The sequence below is a fragment of the Achromobacter deleyi genome, assembly GCF_902859705.1.
GTDB lineage: Bacteria > Pseudomonadota > Gammaproteobacteria > Burkholderiales > Burkholderiaceae_B > Achromobacter > Achromobacter deleyi.
Genome location: NZ_CADIJO010000013.1, coordinates 176,895 through 183,103 on the forward strand (window position 1 = coordinate 176,895; position 6,209 = coordinate 183,103).

The 6,209-nt window shown below is 65.7% G+C and carries 6 protein-coding genes; 1 reads left to right on the plus strand and 5 read right to left on the minus strand.

Annotation, left to right across the window (positions count from 1 at the left end; genetic code table 11):
• Nucleotides 1-179: 179 nt before the first annotated feature.
• Complete coding sequence (gene efp / locus HV798_RS19425; RefSeq protein ID WP_006220534.1) at nucleotides 180-740, plus strand: elongation factor P; 561 nt, start codon at nucleotides 180-182, stop codon at nucleotides 738-740.
• 128 nt (nucleotides 741-868) lie between these two features.
• Here efp and HV798_RS19430 read toward each other — a convergent pair whose 3' ends face one another.
• From HV798_RS19430 to HV798_RS19450, 5 genes are all read right to left on the minus strand, one after another.
• Nucleotides 869-1,327 (minus strand): DUF1178 family protein, encoded by a 459-nt coding sequence (locus HV798_RS19430; protein WP_175193086.1) that lies wholly within the window; start codon nucleotides 1,325-1,327, stop codon nucleotides 869-871.
• Nucleotides 1,328-1,477: 150 nt separating this feature from the next.
• Entirely contained in the window at nucleotides 1,478-2,185 is a 708-nt protein-coding gene (locus tag HV798_RS19435) for a DUF2968 domain-containing protein (protein WP_025140531.1), read from the minus strand.
• Between the two features lie 175 nt (nucleotides 2,186-2,360).
• Nucleotides 2,361-3,767 carry a sigma 54-interacting transcriptional regulator gene (locus HV798_RS19440; protein WP_025140530.1) on the minus strand — a complete coding sequence of 469 codons (1,407 nt, stop codon included), beginning with the start codon at nucleotides 3,765-3,767 and terminating at the stop codon, nucleotides 2,361-2,363.
• A gap of 49 nt (nucleotides 3,768-3,816) precedes the next feature.
• The gene (locus HV798_RS19445; RefSeq protein ID WP_246288953.1) at nucleotides 3,817-5,928 is read right to left on the minus strand and encodes a pilus assembly protein TadG-related protein; all 2,112 of its coding nucleotides are present in this window, start codon (nucleotides 5,926-5,928) and stop codon (nucleotides 3,817-3,819) included.
• Between the two features lie 26 nt (nucleotides 5,929-5,954).
• A partial coding sequence (locus HV798_RS19450; protein ID WP_175216489.1) for a DUF3613 domain-containing protein occupies nucleotides 5,955-6,209 on the minus strand: 255 nt, incomplete at its 5' end.

The following is a 6,209-nucleotide window of genomic DNA, read 5'->3' on the forward strand; positions in this document are numbered from 1 at the left end:
TTACCGGGCCTCAACTATGTCGCCTCCCGGGGTGTGCATGAAGCCGAGAACGCTGGCCAGGTCAGGCAGCTGTCGCCGTTGACACGTTATCAACGTGATTGACTCGCGGGCCCTGCAAAGGGGCGTTGCGGCTTTTTGCTAGCACGGCGAGTGCACCCATCCCCCCCGGAGTTTTATCGATGAAAACCGCTCAGGAATTGCGAGTCGGCAACGTGGTCATGGTCGGCAAGGATCCCCTCGTGGTCCAGAAGGCCGAATACAACAAGTCCGGCCGTAACGCCGCTGTTGTGAAGCTGAAGTTCAAGAACCTCTTGACCGCCTCGGCCAGCGAATCGGTCTACAAGGCCGACGAAAAGTTCGAAGTCGTCCAACTGGATCGCAAGGAGTGCACGTACTCCTACTTCGGCGACCCGATGTACGTCTTCATGGACGAAGAGTACAACCAGTACGAAATCGAAGCCGAAAGCATGGGCGATGCCCTGAACTACCTGGAAGAAGCGATGCCCGTGGAAGTGGTCTTCTACGACGGCCGCGCCATCTCGGTGGAACTGCCCACGACCATCGTCCGCGAAATCACCTACACCGAACCGGCCGTCCGCGGCGATACGTCGGGCAAGGTGACCAAGCCGGCCAAGATCAACACCGGCTACGAACTGAACGTGCCGCTGTTCTGCGCCATCGGCGACAAGATCGAAATCGACACCCGCACGAACGAATACCGCAGCCGCGTCAACAACTAAGCCGGCAGCAGGTACAAAAAAGCGCCAGCCCTCACGGGTCTGGCGCTTTTTTATGTCCGGCCGCCCGAAGGCCGGGCAGCCCCCACGGGGGGCAGCAAGCGCGCAACGCGCAGCGTGGGGGCCCACATTTATTGCAGGCGGTCGTCGTCCAGGAAATCCGGCACGGCCATCACGTCGATGCCGTCTTCGGCCAGCGCCTCGCGCTCTTCGGGCGTGGCCGTGCCGCGGATCGGGCGCTCGTCTGCGTCGCCCTCGTGCATGCGGCGCGCTTCCTCGGCAAAGCGCGGCCCCACGTTTTCGGTGTTGCGCAGCAACGCCCTGACCTGGCGCATGACCACGGCCTGCAAGGCCGACATCTTCTCGGCATCCGACGCCCCGGCCGGCGGCGCCGGCGGCGTGGCGGGCGCGTGCAGGTGCGCCACGTTCAGGCGCGGCGCCGACAGGCGCTTGGTAATGGTGGCCGACGCACAGACGGGGCACGACACCAGGCCTCGCGCCTGCTGCGCGTCATAGTCTTCGTGCGAACCGAACCAGCCTTCGAAAATGTGGCCGTGCTCGCACTGGAGGTCGAAAACTTTGAGAGCCATGGATGGAATATGGGGGTTGGCAGCCAGAATACAAGAAAGCCCTGGCTTGAGCCTTACGGCCATGCCGCCGACGGGGTTTTGGCCGATTCAAAGAAAAAGCGGGCCCGCGGGCCCGCTTTCGCCTGCGCCAAGGCGCTGACGTGTCCTGGCTTACTTGCCGCGCTTGGGGGCCGCGGTAGATTGGCCGATCTGCGCCTGCTGGGCTTGCAAGGCGTCGATCTGGCGTTGCAGGTCACGCAGTTGCTGGCGCACGTCCTTTTGCTGGTCAGCCAACGCCGTGGCTTCCTGGCGCGACTGTTCCTGGCGGGCGGCAACCTGCTCTTCCTGCTGCATGCGCAGCGTGCGGTCGGCCTGCAGCGTGCTCAGTTCGGCGTTGCGGCTGGCCAGGAGCTTTTCGGCGTGGGTGTATTCAGCCTGCAGCTTGATGCGCTTGATATCCACTTCCGCCAGGTCGACGGACTGGGCGGCAAAGGCCCGGTACGTGGCTTCGGCCTGCTTGTCGGATTGGGTCTTGAGCACCCGCCAGAAATCCTTCTGCTGGAACAGGGCCACGTAATAGGTCAGATCGTCCGGTTTGAACAGCAGGCTGGCGCCGTACGTGCCGTTATAGCTCGTACGCAGCTCGGAAACCTGGCGGTTCTGGATCAACCCCTGCAACTCGGCCACCGTCGACGACGGGCGCGCGGCGGGCGCCGGCGCGGGCGGGGTCACCGGCGTGGACGCGGCCTGCTTGTCCTCGACCTGCTGGACCGTGGGCCGCGGGGGTTCGGATTGCGCGCTGGCGCATGCCGCCAGGCCGGACAGGGCCGTACCCAGCAGCGCCATGCGCGCAGCGGCACGGATAAAGTGGACGTTCATGCCTTCCCCAAAAAAATCGTTGCGGAACTATAGCAATTTATTTCGCTTGAAGCAGACGCACTTACATAGCACGCCCAGATAATGTCGTGCGCTAAGGGGGATTCCCTATTGCGCGTTATATGGCCGCCCAGAAAACCGCATTGAAAATACCGGCATACTGCGCGCCCCATACCCATCAGGACGCTTCGATAATGCCGTCGGCGGTTTCCCCCTGGCCGCCGCCCAAATGCAGTTTGCGCATTTTCTCCCATAACACCTTGCGGCTGATGCCCAGGGTATTGGCGGTATCCTGCCGGCGCCAGCCATTCACATCCAGCGCGGCCAGAATGCGGGCGCGTTCGGCGCGCTCGGCGTCGGTGAATACCGGCGGCTCGCACTGGGTATTGGCGCCCGCCCCGCCCAGCGCCCCCGTGGCCCGCAGCGGTTCGGCCAACTGGTCGAAAATGCGTTCGATGCGCGGCTGGTCCCAGGCCTTGAACTGACGCCGCACGATCGCCACGCGCTCGGCGACGTTGGACAGTTCGCGCACGTTGCCCGCATAGCGCGTGCGCGCCACCCGTTCGATCAGCCAGGGCGGCGGTTCGCCTTCGCAGCCCATGCGTTCGAGCAGGCCGCGGAAAATGGCCGCCTTTTCCTCGGGGCCGCGCTGTTCCAGGTTGGGAATGCGCAATTCAATGACGGCCAGCCGGTAATACAGGTCGGCGCGGAACTCATCCTGCCCCACCAGCACCCGCAGGTCCTTGTTGGTGGCGGCCACCAGGCGGAAATCGACCGGAATCTCCACCGTCGACCCCAGCCGGGTCACGGCGCTCTGCTCCAGCACCCGCAGCAGCTTGACCTGCTGGTACAGCGGCAGGTCGCCGATTTCATCCAGGAACAGCGTGCCGCCGCTGGCCTGCTCGAAGTAACCCTTGTGCGCGCCCACCGCGCCGGTGAAGGCGCCCTTGGCGTGGCCAAAGAAATGCGCCTCGAACAGGCCTTCGGGAATGGCACCGCAATTGACCGCCACGAACGGCCCGTCGGACCAGGCCGCATGGTCGTGCAGCAGCCGTGCGATCCGCTCTTTGCCGACGCCCGTCTCGCCATGGATCAGCGCGTTGCTGCGGCAGTCGGCAAACATGTCGGCCTCGGCCAACAGCGCCCGCATCGGCTCGGATACCGCGATCAGCGGCTGCTCGCGTCGCGGCGCCGACCGGTTGACCTGGTCCAGCGTGCCCAGCAGCTCGAACAGCAGCTTGCGCAGGTCGGTGGTGGTGAACGCCAGCGGCAGCGTGTAGGAATACTCGGGCGGGTAGTACCGCGGATCGCGGCCGCGCGCCTCGGCGGCCACCCAGATGACGGGCATGGCCTGCACCGACAGCCAGTCGTAGCCGCTGAAACGGTTATCGCCCATGACCGACACCGACACCAGCGCGACGGCGGGCCGGGTCGGATCACGCGGCGGCGGAAACGCCGTGCCGGCATCCGCGCGCACCAGGGACACGTCCATGCCCACCAGGCAGCGCTCGGCGCGGCTGGCGATATCGGACGTGCCCTCCCAGACATACACGTCGAATTCTTCGCGCGAGAATTTCTGGGTCATGGCGACCACCGGGCCGGCCAGGGCGGGACAGGGTTCAAGGGCTTCATCATCAATACACCAGACGGGGCTTGCCGCAGTCCACGGACAGCAGCGATACATCGGTTTGGCCGACGCTCAGGCCAAGCATGTCAAGCAGTTGCTGCAGCAGGGTCGACAGCATGCCCAGCAGTGGCTGCAGCAACGCCACCACGATCGACAGCACGCCGCCGATCTGGTTGCCGCCGCTGAGCGCCAGCGAGGCCACCGCGTTGACGCGGCATTGGCGGATGGCATCGGGCACGATCGCCAGCGAGCAGGTCAGATCGCTCAAGGGCGCGAGCAACAGCGAATTCAGGATGTTGCCCACCAGTTGCAAGGTGCCGCCCAGCACGCCGGTCAGGCCACCGGTGGACAGGCGCTGGCTCAGCTGATTGAGCGCGGTGGTCGACCACTGCATGTTGTTGACCACTTGCGAGATCGAATTGCCAGGGTTGTTGCCGCCCCCACCCACCAGGTCGGTGGCCAGCGCCGTGCGCTGATCCGACGTCAACGGCGTACCAGTGCCGACCAGGTCGCCCAGAATGCCGCCGATCAGCGCATCGGCCAGGTTCGAGGCCAATGCGCCCAGGTTGATGGACGTGGCATTGACGGTAGCGGTGGAATTGGCCGATGGCGGCTGGGTCAGCGTCACCGAGACCGGCGCAGTCGAATTGAAGATCGGCAATGTCACCTTGGCGGTCAGCGGCAGGATGCCCAGCACGTTCAGCACCTGGTAGCGCTGGATCGCCGCGAAGGAACTGGGCTGGCAGCTGTTGGTGATCGACAGGAAATTGGCCTGCACGTTGTCGGTGGCCGACGACATGCCCGGGAACTTGCCCAGGCAGATGTTGGCCACCGACGAGGTGACATCGATGGTGGCCTGCTGCTGGGTCAGGGGTGCCTGGCACAGCTTGGACACGGTGCCGGTGGATTGCGCGACGTCGATGATGACCGGGAGGTCGACCTTGGTGCCCAGCGTATTGGCCAAGAGCGGCCCCAGCAGCGGGATGTTGCTGGTGTTGGCGCGCAGGTAGACGCGAATGCCGGCGCTGGTGGCCTGCGTGCCCACGCCGCCCACGCCGATGGTCGGCGGCTCGACGATGCGCACTTGCGACTGCACCCCCAGCAACGGCACGTTCAGGCCCAGGTTGACCAGGTTCTGGCCGTTGGCGATGACCAGCGCGGCCTCCAGCACGTTCAGGGCATTGATGTTGGCCTGCAGGGCCGAGTTGATGTCCCCGCCCACCACGTTCAGGTCCAGCACGCCGCCGTCGCCGAACAGCTTGACCGGCAGATTCACGGGCATCACGTTCAGCACCACGTTGATGGCGTTGCTCAGCAGCCCCAGGCTGGCGCCGGCGGTGTTGCCGGCTTTGTTCATGACAGTCAGCGTGGCTTGCAGCAACTGGCCCAGCGTCAGGTTGTTCAGCGCCGCCAGTTGCGACGGCGTGCCGACGCCGGTCGCCACCGACACCGGCAGGCCCAGCGCTTCCAGCAGGCCGGACGGGGTGATGTTGACGGTAGCCAGGCCCGCCGCGTCCAGGATGTCCAGCTGTGCGGGCGACGCACCCACGGTGGACAGCAGCTGCGACAGCAGGCCGCCTTTCTGCAAGCGCAACAGACGCGATCCGACGGTGAAGACCGCCACCGGCTGCGTGCTGGCCGCCACCGACACCACCTGCACCGCCGTGCCGCCGGATGTGCCGCCCGAGAAACTGGGAATCAGGCTGGTCAGAGTCTTGTTGATGGTGATGCGCAGCGCGTTCGGCACCTGCCCGCTGGCCGGATCGAACACATACATGCCGGTGGGATCGGCGCGGGTGTTGTCCCACACCTTGCACTCCACGGTCACGTCGCCCGCGGAAAACGTGTCCAGGATATTGGGCACGTTGGCCAGCACGGCCGTCTGGCCGGCCGCCTGCGCCCGCGTGCAATCGGCGGGCGCGCCCATGCCCAGTACCTGCACCGCCGACAGGGCTGCCAGGTCCGAGGCCTTCTGCATTTCCCGCTTCATGTAATAGGCATAGCCCAGCTGGGCAACGCCCAGCAGCACCAGGCCGACGATGACCGCGAATACGATGGCCACCGTCATGCTGCCACGCTGCCGCAGGGGAAACGCAGGACAAGAAGAAGGGGCTGGCATGATCGCGACTCCGGAACGGAAGAACGCTAATTGGTGTTGTTGGTCTGCACGCGCTTGGTGAACCACTCGGGGATCGGCCGGGTGAAGCTGTCCACGTAGCGGTTCCAGGCGGCGGTCGACACCGGGCCCAGCACCGGCAACGCCGCGCCCGCGCGGCGGCCGTCGGCCTGGGCGGCCAGCAGGCCGCGCGTGATGTCGCCGAAGGCCTCTGGCGCCTCGGCGGCTTGCGCAGCGGCCTGGGGGGCGGGCTGGGGCATCGGGGTCTGCACCTGCTGCACCAC

Excerpts from the sequence above, each read along its gene's own strand:
- HV798_RS19435 (WP_025140531.1), bottom strand. The coding sequence starts at position 2,185 with ATGAACGTCCACTTTATCCGTGCCGCTGCGCGCATGGCGCTGCTGGGT.
- efp (WP_006220534.1), top strand. The coding sequence starts at position 180 with ATGAAAACCGCTCAGGAATTGCGAGTCGGCAACGTGGTCATGGTCGGC.
- HV798_RS19430 (WP_175193086.1), bottom strand. The coding sequence starts at position 1,327 with ATGGCTCTCAAAGTTTTCGACCTCCAGTGCGAGCACGGCCACATTTTC.
- HV798_RS19440 (WP_025140530.1), bottom strand. The coding sequence starts at position 3,767 with ATGACCCAGAAATTCTCGCGCGAAGAATTCGACGTGTATGTCTGGGAG.
- HV798_RS19445 (WP_246288953.1), bottom strand. The coding sequence starts at position 5,928 with ATGCCAGCCCCTTCTTCTTGTCCTGCGTTTCCCCTGCGGCAGCGTGGC.